17 protein-coding genes are annotated in these 16,535 nt (G+C 43.3%); 1 reads left to right on the plus strand and 16 read right to left on the minus strand.

Annotated elements, in window-relative coordinates; all coding sequences use genetic code 11:
• Positions 1–7: 7 nt before the first annotated feature.
• The 12 genes from era to mtaB all read right to left on the minus strand — a co-directional run bounded on the left by era (position 8) and on the right by mtaB (position 11,948).
• A complete protein-coding gene (gene era, locus CRO04_RS17575; protein WP_097005545.1) occupies positions 8–913 on the minus strand; it encodes a GTPase Era in 906 nt (301 codons plus the stop codon).
• Between the two features lie 17 nt (positions 914–930).
• Positions 931–3,855 carry an insulinase family protein gene (locus tag CRO04_RS17580; protein ID WP_097005546.1) on the minus strand — a complete coding sequence of 975 codons (2,925 nt, stop codon included), beginning with the start codon at positions 3,853–3,855 and terminating at the stop codon, positions 931–933.
• A 33-nt stretch (positions 3,856–3,888) separates the two neighbouring features.
• A complete protein-coding gene (locus CRO04_RS17585) occupies positions 3,889–4,713 on the minus strand; it encodes a YdcF family protein (RefSeq protein ID WP_097005547.1) in 825 nt (274 codons plus the stop codon).
• A 165-nt stretch (positions 4,714–4,878) separates the two neighbouring features.
• Positions 4,879–6,108 (minus strand): peptidase U32 family protein, encoded by a 1,230-nt coding sequence (locus CRO04_RS17590; RefSeq protein WP_097005548.1) that lies wholly within the window; start codon positions 6,106–6,108, stop codon positions 4,879–4,881.
• Positions 6,105–6,770 (minus strand): O-methyltransferase, encoded by a 666-nt coding sequence (locus tag CRO04_RS17595; protein WP_097005549.1) that lies wholly within the window; start codon positions 6,768–6,770, stop codon positions 6,105–6,107. Before CRO04_RS17595 ends, CRO04_RS17590 begins: the two co-directional genes overlap by 4 nt.
• Entirely contained in the window at positions 6,767–7,162 is a 396-nt protein-coding gene (locus tag CRO04_RS17600; protein ID WP_097005550.1) for an endolytic transglycosylase MltG, read from the minus strand. The genes CRO04_RS17595 and CRO04_RS17600 overlap by 4 nt, the downstream gene beginning before the upstream one ends.
• Before the next feature lie 22 nt (positions 7,163–7,184).
• A complete protein-coding gene (locus tag CRO04_RS17605) occupies positions 7,185–8,852 on the minus strand; it encodes a ribonuclease J (protein WP_097005551.1) in 1,668 nt (555 codons plus the stop codon).
• Between the two features lie 18 nt (positions 8,853–8,870).
• Positions 8,871–9,332 carry a Fur family transcriptional regulator gene (locus CRO04_RS17610; protein ID WP_097005552.1) on the minus strand — a complete coding sequence of 154 codons (462 nt, stop codon included), beginning with the start codon at positions 9,330–9,332 and terminating at the stop codon, positions 8,871–8,873.
• A gap of 25 nt (positions 9,333–9,357) precedes the next feature.
• Entirely contained in the window at positions 9,358–9,639 is a 282-nt protein-coding gene (locus CRO04_RS17615) for a DUF1292 domain-containing protein (RefSeq protein ID WP_097005553.1), read from the minus strand.
• Positions 9,629–10,069 carry a Holliday junction resolvase RuvX gene (gene ruvX, locus CRO04_RS17620; protein WP_097005554.1) on the minus strand — a complete coding sequence of 147 codons (441 nt, stop codon included), beginning with the start codon at positions 10,067–10,069 and terminating at the stop codon, positions 9,629–9,631. Before ruvX ends, CRO04_RS17615 begins: the two co-directional genes overlap by 11 nt.
• Positions 10,070–10,284: 215 nt before the next feature.
• Entirely contained in the window at positions 10,285–10,548 is a 264-nt protein-coding gene (locus CRO04_RS17625) for an IreB family regulatory phosphoprotein (RefSeq protein WP_097005555.1), read from the minus strand.
• 80 nt (positions 10,549–10,628) lie between these two features.
• Positions 10,629–11,948 (minus strand): tRNA (N(6)-L-threonylcarbamoyladenosine(37)-C(2))-methylthiotransferase MtaB, encoded by a 1,320-nt coding sequence (mtaB, locus tag CRO04_RS17630; protein WP_097005556.1) that lies wholly within the window; start codon positions 11,946–11,948, stop codon positions 10,629–10,631.
• A 149-nt stretch (positions 11,949–12,097) separates the two neighbouring features.
• On the opposite strand from mtaB, the gene CRO04_RS17635 reads away from it, so the two are divergent.
• Positions 12,098–12,331, plus strand: a complete 234-nt coding sequence (locus tag CRO04_RS17635) for a PTS sugar transporter (RefSeq protein WP_097005557.1) — start codon at positions 12,098–12,100, stop codon at positions 12,329–12,331.
• A 68-nt stretch (positions 12,332–12,399) separates the two neighbouring features.
• Here CRO04_RS17635 and thiI read toward each other — a convergent pair whose 3' ends face one another.
• The 4 genes from thiI to prmA are packed head-to-tail and all read right to left on the minus strand — an operon-like array spanning position 12,400 to position 16,533.
• A complete protein-coding gene (thiI, locus tag CRO04_RS17640; protein ID WP_097005558.1) occupies positions 12,400–13,578 on the minus strand; it encodes a tRNA uracil 4-sulfurtransferase ThiI in 1,179 nt (392 codons plus the stop codon).
• Positions 13,579–13,602: 24 nt separating this feature from the next.
• Positions 13,603–14,757, minus strand: a complete 1,155-nt coding sequence (locus tag CRO04_RS17645; RefSeq protein ID WP_097005559.1) for a cysteine desulfurase family protein — start codon at positions 14,755–14,757, stop codon at positions 13,603–13,605.
• A gap of 13 nt (positions 14,758–14,770) precedes the next feature.
• Positions 14,771–15,511, minus strand: a complete 741-nt coding sequence (locus CRO04_RS17650; RefSeq protein ID WP_097005632.1) for a 16S rRNA (uracil(1498)-N(3))-methyltransferase — start codon at positions 15,509–15,511, stop codon at positions 14,771–14,773.
• 59 nt (positions 15,512–15,570) lie between these two features.
• Positions 15,571–16,533, minus strand: a complete 963-nt coding sequence (prmA, locus tag CRO04_RS17655) for a 50S ribosomal protein L11 methyltransferase (protein WP_097005560.1) — start codon at positions 16,531–16,533, stop codon at positions 15,571–15,573.
• Positions 16,534–16,535 lie beyond the last annotated feature (2 nt).

Raw genomic sequence — 16,535 nt, forward strand, 5'->3', positions numbered from 1 at the left:
ACCACTTTTAAATATCCTTCTGGCTATACCCATAATTTTTCATATACAATTCACTGTCACGCCATTCTTTGCGGACCTTCACCCATAGCTGTAAATTCACTTTCATCTCCAGCTGGCTTTCAATTTCCCGGCGTGCCGCACTTCCGATCTTCTTTAACATGGAACCGCCTTTTCCGATGATGATTCCCTTGTGGGATTCCCTCTCACAGACAATGTTTGCTTCAATATCCATGATTCCGTTGTCCCGTTCCTTCATCTTTTCTACTGTTACGGCTATTCCGTGAGGGATCTCATCGTTTAACAGACGAAGTGCCTTTTCCCGGATCAGCTCTGCAGAAATCTGGCGCATGGGCTGATCTGTTACCGTATCTTCATCATAATACTGGGGACCTTCCGGAAGATACTTATATATCAGCTCCAGCATTAAATCCGTATTTTTATCCTTCAATGCGGAAACAGGAACAATCTCCGCAAACTTACAGATATCCTTATAGGCGTTTATGAACGTAAGAATCTCTTCCTGGTTCTTCACCGTATCGATCTTATTGATGACCAGAATAACCGGTGTTTTTACCTGGTTTAACTGCTCTGCGATATGCTGCTCCCCGGCACCGATAAAGGTGGAGGGTTCTACCAGCCACAGCACTACGTCCACTTCCTTTAACGTATGCTCTGCCACATTCACCATATATTCTCCAAGCTTGTTTTTCGCCTTGTGAATTCCAGGAGTATCAAGAAATATGATCTGCCCCCTGTCATCCGTATATACAGTCTGAATTTTGTTTCTTGTAGTCTGTGGCTTATCTGATGTTATGGCAATTTTCTGCCCGATTAAATGATTCATCAGGGTAGATTTTCCCACGTTTGGGCGGCCGATTAAGGATACGAAGCCAGATTTATAGTTATGATCCATATAGTTTCTCCTTTGTGTTATGAATGGAATAAATTCTTGGTCTCTGCAAACAGAGCATGATCCGCTGTAATTTTCTCTTCATTGCCGATCACACAGAGACTGTTTGTGCTTAATACCGCTTTTACGATAGAGGCCAGGTTCCTGATATCTTCCTGGGAAGCATTTAACACCTCTTCCCGCTCCTTTATCATCATCTCTTTCGTCACACCTGATATATAGGCAGACAATCCCCGGTTTCCTTTGGTAGACGGCGGATACGGTACATCCATATCGCTGATGGTTCCGATTACGTATTTGGTCATATCCCGGTCTTCTACCTGGAAGTTTTCTAAATACTCCACCACACCTTCGTAGATCCGGTTTGTTTCTTTTAAATTAGGGTCACGGTAGGAAACGAAATAGCCCTCGCCGGAACGGCCGAATCCGCTCATGCAGCCATATGCGCCTCCTTTGACTCTTAAATTGATCCAAAGGTAATCGTAGCTTAAAATTACTTTTAATATCTTTAATGCCCCGGTATACTTCAGTCCTGTGCCTGCAAAGGTTCCGCACCTTGCCACATAGTTAACCTGTGATGCCGTTGTAAATCCCTCATTTCTGTTTCCTGACGGATAAAGAAACGGAATCCGCAGACCGTCTCCGGAGGGCAGAGCATCAGTCAGTTTTTTCATCGCATCGGGAAGAAGGGCATAACCTTCCTCATCCGCCGTATAGCTAACTATCATATTGCCGGTTGTAAAAAGCTTTTTCACCACGGACTGAAATCTGGCAATGAACATTTTCTTATTGGCTGGATACTCCTTATCCAGCTTCTCTAAAAATTCATAATATCCGATACCGCCGGTTATATCATTAAAATAAGCAGCCGGCGAAAAATAGGATGTAGCTCTTGTCACTGCTGCGGAGTGGCAGGCACCCTCCAGTTTCATTCTTGCTCTGGATCTTGTTTCGCTGATCACTTCTCCCACCCGCTTCTCATCATCCAAAAGAGAACGTGTCAGGATTTCATTCAGAATGGAAAAACCAAAGTCGATCTTATCATAAAGTACTCTGGCACTTGCCATAAAATAACCTTTAAACTGGCCTCTATTCTTTAAATCAGGATAGGACGTTACGCTGAAGCTGACACCTCCGCTGTTTAAATGAATCTCACTGGTTAAATCCCCGTAGGTGTAATTTTCCGTATTCACATATCCTAGCAGAGATTTTAAAAATCCCACATATGGCAAATCTTCCATAGGAAGAACCGATGTGTCAAATAGCACTTTTAAATATCCGATACCAGAACTGAACATCTCATGATGAATGACCTTAATCCCATGGACTTCCTTCTCCTCCCAGATAATCTGTTCCGGTTCCCTGCTTATATCCTCTCTGGAAAGCATGGGAATCTTCTCTAACTCCTGCTGTGGAGATGGGATTTCCTGATATTCCTTTAATGCTTTTGTCTGTTCAATCAACCGGCTGATCTCTGCTTCTGAAAGAGAAGCTTTATATTCTGCAAGCTTTTCTGCTGTTTTTTTATCTTCCTGGGCTGTTAAGTTCTTCTTCGGACTGACCGTCAATACTGCCTCGAACGGATTATCCAGTAAATATTCCCGGATCAGCTGTTCAAAATATCCATCATCTACAACCTTCTTCAAATAATCAAACGTAGCCTGGTACTGTAAATGCATCATGGGATCACCATCATAAAGCCAGCTGTCCATGCACTGCAGACCGTACATCAGCCCCTTCGGTGCTGAACCGTAATCTGCTTCCCGATAACGGAATTCATAATAATTCATCCCGGCTTTTAAACTCTTTTTATTGATTCCTTCATCAGACAGTTTTCTCAGGGTACCCTTGATCACTGCGAGGAATTCACCCAGCTGCTCTTTGTTGGCGTTTTTGGCAATGACAGTAAAATATGGCTGCAGAATTCCGTTGTTATACCCACCGATAATGTCCTGTCCGATCCCTGCATCAATAAGCGCCTGCTTTAAGGGAGCGCCTGGTGCATCCAGAAGGGTATATTCAAGAATCTGGAATGCCACATACAGTTTGGGATCCAAACCGGTTCCCACTACGGTATTAATGGAAAGATAGGTGGCATTCTCTTCTGATTCGCCTTCCGTTATGGAATAGTATGTCTCCTCCTGCACCGGCTTCTCAAACGGCTTCTGCATTCCGATTCTGGAGTCCACCTCAGTCTTGTCATATCGGCTTAAATAATCCTTATCCAGCCACGTAAGTTTCTCCTCCATATCCATATCACCGTACAGGTAGATATAGCTGTTAGAAGGATGATAATATTTTCTGTGGAAATTCAAAAAATCCTCATATGTCAGGTCTGGAATGAAGGAGGGATCTCCGCCGGATTCCTGGCCATAGCAGTTATCCGGGAAAAGCACCTTCCTGGTAAACCGGTCAAGAACCTCTTCCGGCGAGGAAAACGCGCCCTTCATTTCATTGTAAACCACACCGTTGTAGATCAGATCGGAATCTTTGCTGTCCAGCTCATAATGCCAGCCTTCCTGCATAAAGATCTTCTCTTCCTTATAGATATTTGGATGAAGTACAGCATCCATATAAACATTCATCAGGTTATGAAAATCCTTTTCGTTACAGCTGGCAACCGGATATACGGTCTTATCCGGATATGTCATGGCATTTAAAAATGTGTTAAGGGAACCCTTAACCAGTTCCACAAACGGATCCTTGACCGGAAACTGGTCGGAACCGCATAAAACACTGTGCTCCAGAATATGAGCCACTCCCGTGCTGTCCTTTGGAGGAGTCCGAAATCCAATGTTAAATACCTTGTTCTCGTCGTTACATGGTATGATAAATATCCTGGCTCCGCTTTTTTTGTGATGGAGTACGCACCCTGTAGCGTTTAACTCCACAATTTCTTTCTCCTCAACAACCTCATAGGCTGCAAGATTTTTCAACTGATTCATATATGATTTCTTCCTCCTGAAATACTGTATTAATTACATATTGCCCACTAATTTGTCTTTTAATATTGCCGCGCATTCCCTGACACAAAAATGTATAAAAAGAACCGGATCTGAGCCGCAGGATATCCCGTAAATATCAGGTATTCCCCATTTTTCTGCAATCTGCTCCGCCCGGAATACATGAAAATCGCTGGTCAGTACGCCGATTCTTATGGGCTTATCCGGCACTTCTTCAAAGGCTCCCGGAATTATAATATCCGGGCCGTTCTGCCTGTGGGCCTTCTTTCTGGCCTGGTCCTCTTCAATGGCTACACGGCTGTATGCAATATTCTCAACTGTGCTATGGGAACGTGTCTCCAAAATAAGCTGCTCTTCCCGCACACCGTTATACACTAGATAATCTCTCATGGCAACTGCCTCAGCGACCGGTTCATCCTCACCCTTTGCACCGGACAATATAAGGATAGTGCCCGGGTTTTTATCTACATATTCCACCGCCTTATCCAGGCGTTTTTTTAAGGACTTGCTGATTCCCGTATCCTTGACTCTGGCACCCAGAACGATCACATAGTCCAGATTTGATGTATCACGGGCAGCTACTCCGGTAAATACCAGAATTTCCACCACAGCAAATACAAGGACACCGGTACAGCACATGGTAACAACCGAAACCGGAAGCCATAGGGGCACCTTATCCTTATGCTTTATATAAGCTTCCCATCCTGCTGCCAATCCCATGCATATGACTGCAAAAAACAGCCAGATCAGGGAAAAAGAAGTGGTTAAGCCTGAATAAATGACAATCACAATATAATAAATGACACATAAAACAGCTGTCAGCCATAACAACCATATCATACGTAAGCCTCCGCTCTTATAACTTCTTTCTATAAACCGTGTAGACATTGTATAGCATACCACAATATGGCAGTTTCTACAACAGCCATACATCGCCCCGGAAAAAGAAAAACACTGTCCGGCTGGGTAACCTGCCATGCCGGACAGTGTTTAAAATAAGATCATTTATTCCATTTCGCTTCTGCGAAGTATATCGAATGGTTCGATCTGTGCGTCAAGATCGACAAAAAGGATCTGCCTGGAATGAGGCGCACTATCCTGCGGTTCTCCCTCTTCATTAAATATACCCTTTACAGGAACCTCCAGGTTCCTTCCATCAGGCTTCATGACCTCAATGGTTTCTCCCACGGTAAATTTATTCTTCTGCTCGATTCTTGCATATCCTCGCTCATCAACCGCTTCAACTGTCCCTAAATAGGTGTAATTCTTAACATAGGTGTTGTTGTCATAAATCTGAGTGGTTGCGTCTGGTTTTCCAAAGTAAAAGCCGGTGGTAAACTCTCTGTAGGTACATTTTCCGATTTCAGACTTATACCAGTCCATATTGGCTTTATAAATCTCCGGATCTTTATTATAGTCATCGATGGCTTTCCGGTAAGTTCTTGCCACAGTGGCCACATAAAGAGCCGTTTTCATACGTCCTTCAATCTTAAAACTGTCGATCCCTGCATCCATCATTTCCGGAATGTGCTCAATCATGCACAAATCCTTGGAATTAAAGATGTAAGTCCCACGCTCATTTTCATAAACCGGCATATACTCACCCGGACGCTTTTCTTCTACAATGGAGTATTTCCATCTGCAGGGATGGGTACAGGCTCCCTGGTTTGCATCTCTGCCCGTCATAAAGTTACTAAGCAGACAGCGGCCGGAATAGGACATGCACATGGCTCCGTGTATAAAGCTTTCAATCTCCAGTTCATCCGGAATCTTTCCACGTATATCCTTAATTTCAGCAAGGGATAGTTCTCTGGCTGATACCACACGTCTGGCTCCCAGTTGATACCAGAACAGGTACGTTCCATAATTTGTGTTGTTCGCCTGGGTGCTGATGTGAATTTCCATATCAGGAATCACCCGTTTCGCAATGGCAAATACCCCCGGATCGGAAATAATCACGGCATCCGGTCTGATTTCCTTTAACTCATTAAAATATTCTTCTACTCCGGAAAGATCTTCGTTGTGGGCCAGAATATTGGCTGTTATATAAACTTTTACCCCGCGGTCGTGGGCAAAGGCAATCCCTTTGCGGATATCTTCATTCGTGAAGTTTTTTGCCTTTGCACGCAGTCCAAAGGCTTCTCCTCCGATATAAACAGCATCTGCACCGTAAATAACTGCGGTTTTCAACACTTCCAGGCTGCCTGCCGGAATCAAAAGTTCGGTCTTTCTCATGAAACTCCTCTCTCGTATTTCTCTTTTAAAATGCTGACGGTAATTCCATCTCCAATAGGAACCACCGATGTAATAAGCTGGTCACAATGCTTTAATTCAAACAAATATTCCCGCATCCGTCCGTGAATGGTACGATTGCGCCGCTCCACGGCATATCGTGATTCAATAATATCTCCGTCCTGGAGAACATTGTCTGAAATCAGCATTCCGCCCGGTCTTAAAAGTTCAAGAATTCTGGGAAGCCAGATTAAATACTGACCCTTGGCCGCATCTAAAAAGACAAGGTCAAAGGGGCCGTTAAGCCCCTCTAATACCTCCTGTGCATCTCCCTCGTACAGGGTGATCCGTTCCGTTTCTCCGGCCATTAAAATATTAGACCTGGCTTGTGGAATTCTCTTCTCATATTTTTCTATGGTAGTGATATGGCAATTTTCTGGCATAACCTCTGCCATCAAAAGTGTGGAATAACCAACAGCTGTTCCCACTTCTAAAATCGCCTTCGGCTGCACAGCTGCGGTCATCGTCTGCAGAAAAGCCGCAGTCTCCTCCCGAATAACAGGTACCCCTTCTTCTCTCGCTTTTGTTCCGATCTCAGTAAGAAGTTTGCTCCGGTCAGTCTCCAGAGATTTAATATATTCCGTTATCCTGTCGTTAACAATCATTGTTTCTCTTCCTTTTCCTCCGTATTATCATTCATCATCTGAAGGATCTCTTTGGAGGTCATGGAAGTGTTAAAGGTATAGACTCCCGGATTCACCTTGTAATTAAAGAACTCCGCCTGTATGATAAAGGAATACTCATTGGTGATTAAACCGCTGCCCTTTAAAAGCTTTGCCACCCGTACGGCCGAAGCACCCTTTTCCACAGTAATGCTCTTATCATGTCCCGGGCTCTGCTCTACAGCGGAGGCATAAAATATATCATGCCCAAACTCATAGCCCCTGGTCACACCCTCATACACCAGCAGTACGACCAGTGCTAAAACGATAAGTCTGGTGGAAACAGCAATGATCGCTCCTGTTATTTTATTTATCTCATTGGTTGTCCGGCTCATAACGATCTAATCCTTTCGCCTCCTAAACCTCCATAATAATCGGCAGAATCATGGGATTACGCTTCATACGCTTCCAAAGGAAATCGCTTAAACTGTCCCGGATGATATTCTTGATTTTCCCCCAGTCATTGATCTTGCGTTCCAGGCAATCCTGTACCGCATCATTGACTATGGTTCTTGCCTCTTCCATCAGGTCTTCCGATTCTCTCACATATACAAATCCTCTGGATACGATATCAGGTCCAGCAAGAAGCTGATTGGAGTATTTTTCTAATGTGAGCACGACTACAATAATACCGTTCTGAGCCAGATTCTGTCTGTCTCTTAATACAATGTTACCAACATCACCAACACCAAGTCCGTCTACCAGAATACCTCCGGACTGAACATGATCCACTATTTTACAGGATTCCTGTCCCAACTCCACCACATCACCTGATGACATGATGACGATATTCTCTTTTGGTATTCCCATTGCCTCAACCAGCTTCTTCTGAGCCATAAGGTGACGGTATTCTCCATGGACCGGAATCGCGTATTTGGGACGCACGAGGGCATACATCAGTTTAATTTCCTCCTGGCACGCATGCCCGGAAACATGTGTATCTTCACAAATAACCTCGGCTCCTTTCATGGACAGTTCGTTCACTACCTTAGAGACCGCCTTTTCGTTACCTGGTATCGGATGGGAGCTTAAAATGATCACATCATTCGGCTTAATAGAGATCTTTTTATGGGTGCTGCCTGCCATTCGTGAAAGCGCAGCCATGGATTCTCCCTGACTTCCTGTAGTAATGAGCACTGTCTGCTCATCCGGATAATTTTTCAGCTGATCAATATCAATCAGTGTCCCTTCAGGTATGTTAATATATCCCAGTTCACTTGCTGTACCAATTACATTAACCATACTGCGGCCTTCCACAACAACCTTACGTCCGTATTTTGCAGCCGAATTGATAACTTGCTGCACTCTGTCTACATTGGACGCAAAGGTTGCTACAATGATACGGTTGTTTTTATGATCAGCAAAAATGTTATCGAAAGACTTTCCTACGGTCTTCTCAGAAGGTGTAAATCCCGGTCTGATTGCATTGGTGCTGTCACAAAGCATAGCCAGAACACCTTTCTTCCCTAATTCTGCAAACCGCTCCAGATTAGCAGGTTCTCCAAATACAGGTGTGTAATCAATCTTAAAATCACCGGTGTGTAAAATCACGCCTGCCGGAGAGAATATGGCAAGGGCGGAAGCATCGGCGATGCTGTGGTTCGTTTTTATGAATTCAATACGGAAACACCCCAGGTTAATGGACTGTCCATGTTTGATCACTTTTCTTTTTGTATTTTTTAAAAGGTTATGCTCTTTTAACTTATTGTCAATCAGACCTATAGTCAGCTTTGTTCCGTATACAGGTACATTGATATCCCTTAAAATATAAGGGAGTGCACCGATATGGTCCTCATGCCCATGAGTGATTACAAATCCCTTCACTTTGTCCAAATTTTGTTTTAAATAGGATACATCCGGGATAACCAGGTCGATTCCAAGCATATCATCTGTGGGAAAAGCCAGTCCGCAATCCACAACAATGATGCTGTCCTCGTATTCAAAAGCAGTGATATTCATACCAATCTGCTCCATTCCACCTAAGGGAATGATTTTTACTTTCGCGTCAATATCTTGTTTCTTCAATCTTTTACCTCCGTTTTATTATTTCCCGTCCTGTTCTTCCATTTCCTCCCGGCATTCCCTGCAGTACCCGTGAAGTTTCACTTCATGATCTGTTACCATAAACCCCTCTGTATCAAGAAGTGCCTGTTCCAGAGTATCTAAAAGGTCGCCCTTAAAGGAAAATACTTTACCGCATCGGCTGCAAATCGCATGGTGGTGGTGATGTCCGGACTCACGATTAAAGCCCCCCAGTTCATAGCGGGCAAATCCATCATCAAAGCTGACCTTATCAATTACGGATAAATCCACCAGTACCTGTACGGTCCTGTAAATCGTAGCAAGCCCTATCTCCGGACAGCTCTGTCTGGCCAGATCATAGATCTCCTCTGCAGTCAGATGTTCTCCCGGACGCTCAGCCATGAGTTCCAGTACCAGCATGCGCTGATTGGTCACCTTGAGTCCTTTTTTTCGAAGCATATCTTTAAAAACTTCCTGTTCCATACAACAGTCCCTCAATCACTTACCATCATTTTTCAATATCTACATCCGCTCCGTCAAGCAGTTCGGAAAATATTTTAAATAAATAATCTATCTCGTTATCATCCTCAACAAACTCATACAGGGCATCTTCTTCATCCCGTTTTGACAAGTCTTTTAAGATGTAACATTCTCCTTCTTCGTCCTCATCTGCCGTGTCTGTAACCAGCAGATAATTCATACCATTAATTCTGGTTTCTTCTAAAACATAAAAAGCAATCTCTTCCCCTTCGTCATTGGTCAGGGTAATTTTCTTCTCTTCACTGTTCATTGCCTGTCTCCTGTTTTAAGCTGTCTAGATATCCCTGCAGAATCAGTCCTGCTGCAACCTTGTCAATTACCGCTTTCCGGTCTTCCCGTCTTACGCCGCTTTCCATTAAAATTCTCTCAGATGCGGCTGTCGTCAGTCTCTCATCCCATAAAACTACAGTAAGACCTGTCCGGCGTTCAAGCATTTGTTTAAATTCTTCTGTTTTTTTCGCTCTGTCACCAGCTGTATTATTCATATTCTTAGGATAACCCAAAACAATGGTTTCAATCTCATAGTCCCCAATAAGCTGCTCAATCCGGGCACAGGTTTTTCTCAGTTTGTTTTCTTCTTCTCTCGTAATTGTCTCCACGCCCTGGGCGGTTATACCCAGTAAGTCGGAAACAGCAACTCCAACAGTCTTAGAGCCGTAATCAAGTCCCATGATTCTCATATTTTCTCTACTCACCTTCATACGCGCACGAATTGCGCTTAATTTTTAAGCTCCAGCTATATATAGCAAAAAAATGTGTAACAAAATAAAGCTGGTCCCAGCCAACTGGATAAAAACAAACTGTCAGACTCCGCCTCTTTCCACTTCATCTGACAGCTGTAACGCACTGCAAAGGTCTTATAGAGTTGAAACCTACCGGACTGACGTATCTGACATCAGTCCTTTAACATCGTATCAATATATACCCGCATCAATTCTTCCAGAATCTCGTCCCGCTCCACTTTCATGATCAGACTTCTGGCATTCTTATGGCTGGTGATATAGGTAGGGTCACCTGACATAATATACCCCACAATCTGGTTAACCGGATTATAGCCTTTCTCTGTGAGGGCAATATAAACCTGTTCCAGTACCTGACTTACGTCCAGCTTATTTTCCTGGACTGCTTTAAAAAATTGTGTATTATGAATATCGCCCATGTTTCTCACGTCCTTTAACTGTTCTTCCTTATTTTAAACCATAATCATGAATTCGGCAAGATAAAAATAAATTTTGTCTGTCAGCGTTTTAAAATTATAATATCATTGGTCAGCATTTTCCATAAGGTTCCTGTTATCATGGTACCCTTTATACCATCTTCAAATGGCACTGCTGCTTTTATATATTCTCTTGTATGACCGATCATATAACGAGTTCCATCCACTTCATATTCCTCTTCCATAAGCACTTCGGTCAGTGTGCCCAAATGGGATTTACGGTAAGAAAGTGACATCTCCTGTTCCAAAGCGAGAAGTTCACTGCTTCTTTTCGTTTTCACTGATTCCTGTATCTGATCCGGCATATCTGCTGCTCTGGTTCCATTTCTGACGGAATATTTAAACACATGCATTTCATAAAACTGAAGCTTTTTTAAATATTCCCTGGTCGTTTCAAACTCTTCTTTGGTTTCTCCCGGAAACCCTACTATGATATCGGTTGTAATCGCAGGATTCTTAAATGCCTTGCGGAGAAGCTCACACCCCTCAAGATATTCTGTAGTGGTATATTTCCGGTTCATGCGCTTTAATGTGGTATCACATCCGCTTTGCAGAGACAAATGGAAATGGGGGCATACCTTTTTTAGCCCTGCAAGTGTAACTGCAAATTCTTCCGTTATGATACGGGGCTCTAAAGAGCCGAGACGAATCCGTCTGATCTGGGGAATCTCATGTACCTTTATAATTAAATCCAGTAGACTGATTCGTTCCTCCGCCGGAAAATCCATTCCATAAGAACTTAAGTGGATACCGGTCAAAACAGCTTCTTCATATCCAAGAGCCGCCAGACGTCTGATCTCTTCCACCACTTCCTCTGGTTTTCTGCTTCTGACCCGGCCTCTGGTATAAGGAATGATACAGTAGCTGCAGAACTGGTTGCAGCCGTCCTGAACCTTTATAAATGCCCTGGTATGATCTCCAATCCTGCTGATAGAAAGATTCTCATACTCTGCTGTGTGGCTGATATCAATCACAGTATCGTCTTCCGCTTCCTGATTCTTAGAAAAGTAATCTTCCAGAATGGTAATCAGATCCGTCTTCTTATTATTCCCGATAACCAGATCCACTGCATCATCCTTTTTCAGTTCTTCACCTGCTGCCTGGACATAACAGCCTGCCGCAACAACGACTGCGCCGGGATTTAATTTTTTTGCGCGGTGAAGCATCTGTCTGGATTTCCTGTCTGCGATATTGGTAACAGAACAGGTATTAATAATATATACATCTGCTCCCTCTGTAAACGGAACAATTTCATAGCCTGCGTTTTCCAAAAGCTGCTGCATCGCTTCTGTTTCGTATGAATTCACCTTGCAACCAAGGTTATGCAGGGCTGCCTTTCTCATTTTATTTTCTCCTATCTAAATAATGCTTAAATTTTCAGTATTTTCATGTAAAATTACCATTGACTTTTATACAATAAATCAGTAGTATTGAAGTGAAAAAGGGGCGGTTCCCTGATTAATATAAAAGCTCACGCAAGGAGGTTTCTCACATGAAAACAGTTCGTATATCTTTAAATTCCATCGACAAAGTAAAATCTTTCGTAAATGATCTGACAAAATTTGATACAGACTTTGATCTTGTTTCCGGCAGATATGTGATTGATGCAAAATCTATTATGGGTATTTTTAGTCTGGATTTATCCAAACCCATTGATTTAAACATTCATTCCGAGAACAGCGTCGATGAAATCTTAAACATTTTATCTCCATATATTGTAGATTAACTGGATTAAGAATCATGACCAAATGGGATCCGTCCTTTTAAAAAGGAGCCGGACCCCATTTTTTATTTCTAACACCAGATCTTTTCTACCGTGCGTATGGCCGTCTCAACCAGCTCATCAATCTTTTCTTCCAGTTTTTCCTCTGACCGCTCGATCATCTTGATACTCGGCTTCGTCACCGGATGCTTCGCAACAAAGATGGTGCAGCAGTCCTCAAACGGAAGCACGGAAGTCTCATAAGTACCGATCTTTTCCGATACATCAACAATCTCCTGTTTGTCAAAACCAATGACTGGGCGGAATACTGGAATTGTGCAGGCTGCATCAGTGGCTGCCAGTGACTGCATGGTCTGAGAAGCTACCTGTCCGATGCTTTCTCCTGTAATCAGTGCCTGGGCTCCTGATTCCCCTGCCAAATGCTCTGCGATCCGCATCATATACCGTCTCATGATGATGGTAAGCTCCTCATGAGGGCATTTATCATAAATATACAGCTGAATATCAGTAAAATTCACAATATGAAGATGAATCGGTCCGGAGTATCTGGATACCAGCTTTGCAAGATCAATTACCTTTTCCTTTGCCCGTTCACTTGTATAGGGCGGAGCATGGAAGTAAACAGCATCAATCTTCACGCCTCTCTTAGCAATCATATAGCCGGCCACCGGACTGTCGATACCGCCGGATAATAAAAGCATGGCTTTTCCGTTAGTGCCTACCGGCATTCCTCCCGGTCCCGGAATGATTCTGGAATATATATTAATTTTATTTCTGACTTCCACATGAAGCATTACTTCTGGCTTATGAACATCGACCTTCGTCTCCGGAAATGTATGAAGAATTATTTCTCCCAAATCACGGTTGATCTGTTCGGAATTCACAGGATAACGCTTGTTTCCTCTTCTTGTATTTACTTTAAATGTAAAATGCTTATCCTCATAATACTGTTCCACATAGGATAAAGCCTGCTGTTTTAAATCCTCATAGCCATTGTCTTCTACCTGAACCATGGGGCAGATGGCTGCGATTCCGAATATGCGGCTTAATGATTCAACCACCTCATCATAATCATAATCTGATTCTGCTGTAGCATAGATACGTCCTGATTCCTTTGAAACGATAAAATCTCCATCCAGTCTCTTTAATGCGTGACGGATGTGTGCCACAAGGGCATCTTCAAATAAGAAACGGTTTTTTCCCTTTACACCGATTTCTGCGTATTTTATTAAAAATGATTGATATTGCATCTGTTGTCCTTTCTTTGTAAAACCCTAACCTCTCTGATACCGTCTGAGCACAGGCAGCAGTTCCTTTAAAGTATCAATGCAGTAGTCCACTTCTTCTCTTGTATTAAAAACTCCAAAACTGAACCTTAAGGTGGAATCCAGAAGCTCTGGCTTCAATCCTATTCCCTTTAAGGTCCCGCTGACAGCCGGGTGATTGGATGAGCAGGCGGACCCGGAAGAAACATAGATCTCCCGCTCTTCCAGCGCGTGAAGAAGAACTTCACTGCGGATATTTAAGAAACTGGCACTGACTATCTGTGGTGCCGACAATTCACCCTTAAAGCTGTTTATCGTTACTCCCTCTATTTCAGAAAGTCTGTCAATCAAATAGTCCTTAAGCTCTATGATACCCCGTATTTTCTCCCTGTAATTGGTGTACATAAAGCTTGCCGCAGCAGATAAACCTGCAATCCCCGGAACATTTTCCGTTCCGGAACGCATCCCTCTTTGCTGGCCGCCGCCATAAATTAACGGTTTTATCTTAACCCGTTTGTCAATATAGAGGAAACCTGCGCCTTTCGGTCCATGAATCTTATGGGCGCTTGCAGAGAGAAGATCAATTCCCTGGCTCTTTGGCCGGATTAAAAGCTTTCCATATGCCTGAATGGCATCAACATGGAATAAAATATTGGGGTTTTTCTTCTTAATCACTTTTGAAATGGCTTCCACCGGCTCAATGGCACCGATCTCATTGTTCACATACATAATGGAAACAAGAATGGTCTCCGGACAGATTGCATCTTCCAGCTCCTGTAAGCTGATATGCCCATGTTCATTCACAGAAAGATACGTCACCCGAAATCCCTGCTCTTCCAGATAGGCAAGAGGGTTGTATACGGACGCGTGTTCAATTCCGGTACTGATGATATGATTTCCCGCCCGTTTATTGGCCATGGCAGTCTCTATAAGCGCCATATTGTTGGACTCTGATCCTCCGGAAGTAAAAACGATCTCCTTTGCAGCCACCTTTAAGGTTCCGGCTATGGTTTCTGCTGCTTCTTTGATATACCGTTCCGCATCCAGTCCTTTTTTATGCCTTGCAGATGGGTTTCCATAATCCTCCATCATTGTTTTTATCACAATGTCTTTTACCGGCTCCAGAACTCTGGTTGTAGCCGAATTATCAAAATATGCTTCCATTTAAGTCATCTCCTTAAACGCTTTCCAACTGAAACGCCAGTACGGACAGGACAAAAAGTCCTGCTGTTTCCGTGCGTAAAATCCGTTTCCCCAGTGTAATTGTATTCGCGCCGTACGTTCCTCCCAGTTCCACTTCTCCGTCTTCAAAGCCGCCTTCCGGCCCAATAAAGATCCCGACTTTCATACCCGGTTTTATAAGGGAGAAAATCTCTCTGGTCTGTGTCATACCTTCTGCGTGCTCAAAAGGAAGTAAAAGTATATCAAACTCCTTTGCATATTCAAACGCTTCCCGAAGAGTCTTCACACCTGTCACTTCCGGTATTAAAAGCCGCTTGGACTGCTTTGCCGCGCTTTCTGAAACAGCGGACCATCGTTTGATTTTGGATTCCTCTTTCTTCTTATCAAGCTTCACCACAGCACGCTTTGTTTCAACAGGAATAATCTGATATACGCCAAGTTCAACTGCCTTTTGTATGATCAGCTCCATCTTATCGCTTTTGGGAAGTCCCTGAAACAGATAAAGTTTTACAGGCAGCTCAGAGCCGCCTTCACGGACTTCTAATATCTTCGCTGTTACCTCATCAGCTGAAACGGATTCAATCTCACATAAGTAATCCTTATCCACTCCGTTACTGAGCAGGATTTCTTCTCCCGGTCCCATGCGCAGGACATTTTTAATATGATTCACATCAGTTCCTGAGATCCGGACCGTTGTCTCTGTGATCTGCTCCTGCTTCACAAAAAAATGGTACATGATTTCCTCTTTTCTGTCCATGTTCTTTGGACATAAAGGTATGTCCGCAGGACGCGCTCCTATTTCTTCCTTACCGTCACAGAAACCCATTCACCCTGATAGGTAATCTCCACCAGTTCAAAAGCATCGTTGGCAGCAAATGCCTGTTTCACCGCTTCTTCTTTCATATTAATGATACCTGAAGTAATAAAAACAGCGCCCTTCTTCATATGAACAGGGATTTCCTTTTGCAGGGGGATAATGACATCAGCCAGAATATTAGCGACTACAACATCATATTTTTCAAAGCCTGCAGCTTCTTTTACTTCTTTTTCATCGATGATATTTCCCTTTAAAACATGAAACTTGCCGGGATCAATGTGGTTGGATTCCATATTTTCCATAACAGCTGTAATGGCGTTCTCATCCAGATCTGTTCCGAATACCTCTCTGGCACCCAATTTTAACGCTGTGATTCCAAGAATCCCGCTTCCTGTGCCCACATCGAGAATAAGGGTATCCGGTGTCACATATTTTTTCAGCTGGCGTATGCAAAGCTGTGTTGTTTCATGCTGTCCTGTGCCAAATGCTGTTCCCGGATCAATTTCTATTAAAAGCTTATTCTTATGTTCTTCGGGAATTTCTTCCCAGGTAGGCTTAATTAGAATATCGTCAACTGTAAATGGTTTAAAATACTGCTTCCAGTTATTTATCCAGTCCTTATCCTCTGTCTCGCTGGTCTCAATGGTACGTGCTCCCAGATCGGTAAACATGGAAAGTTCATTCAGACCCTGCTCCACCTTTTCTAACATTTCATCAATATTGGTATCGGAGTCCGGGTCCAGATAGAAACTGACTCTGGCGATCCCCTCGTCAGGCGGCAGTTCCGGAAGAATATCAATAAACATCCCCTTTGTCTCCGCCTCTGTAAGAGGAATATTATCTTCTATTTCAATTCCTTCAATTCCAATTTCATCAAACATGCTGCTGACCAGATCAACAGCTTCCGTTGTTGTTGTAAGCGTAAATTTTTTCCATTTCATAA

Source organism: Lacrimispora amygdalina (assembly GCF_900205965.1).
In the GTDB taxonomy this organism is placed as follows: Bacteria; Bacillota; Clostridia; order Lachnospirales; family Lachnospiraceae; genus Lacrimispora; species Lacrimispora amygdalina_A.